Origin of the sequence: Brachyspira pilosicoli, assembly GCF_019402445.1 — a bacterium.
GTDB lineage: Bacteria > Spirochaetota > Brachyspiria > Brachyspirales > Brachyspiraceae > Brachyspira > Brachyspira pilosicoli_B.
This window is the reverse complement of record NZ_SRZM01000321.1, coordinates 1-658: the sequence shown is the minus strand read 5'-3', so window position 1 is coordinate 658 and position 658 is coordinate 1. Positions and strand designations below refer to the sequence as shown.

General features: G+C 31.6%; 1 protein-coding gene. It reads right to left on the bottom strand.

Annotation, left to right across the window (positions count from 1 at the left end; translation table 11 throughout):
- Nucleotides 1–651: sodium/glutamate symporter (locus E6A48_RS10040; RefSeq protein ID WP_308461606.1), on the bottom strand; the 651-nt coding region annotated here is incomplete at its 3' end.
- Nucleotides 652–658: the final 7 nt, after the last annotated feature.

Below are 658 nucleotides of genomic sequence, written 5' to 3'. Positions count from 1 at the left end.
TTTTTTTACTATATTAGTTTTATTTTTCCTTATAGCAATATTAATAAAAACTATACCAAAAAGTATGCCGCCAATAAGCCCAATAGTAGCAGTAGTTAAAGCAACACCCTGAGCAGTTTCTTGTATTATTATAGGAAGCCCAAATCCTTCAAGCAATTTGCCAGTGGAAGCTGCAAGTCCATGACCTCCTGCAAACCCTGCAGAAAGTTCATAACCAAATGTTCTATACATTGGCATATTTGGAGATATTTTTGTAAATAGTATATTTGTAGCATAGCCTATAGCAGATTGAGCCATACTTGCACATTGAAATATAGCAAATAGCATTAAAACTTTAGCAGGATAAAGCGATTTTATAGTTTTGTTTTCATTTAAAAACATACCCAAAGGAATGGCTGCAAATATCGGCACAGATAAAATACCTGGTAAAAGTGAATAAAACTTAATATATTCAACAGATATTGAATAACTAGAAAATCTTCCTAAAATCTCTGGTGATATTATAAGTCCTATAAATCCGCCTATCACAGAAGCAGGCAAATATAATTCTTGAAAAAGTTTTACCTTGGCCCTTAAAAAAGTGCCTATTAATAATAATATAGACAAGAGTCCCAATGCTTGAAGTAATTGAGTTAATAATTGCGAAGTCATTTTTTTT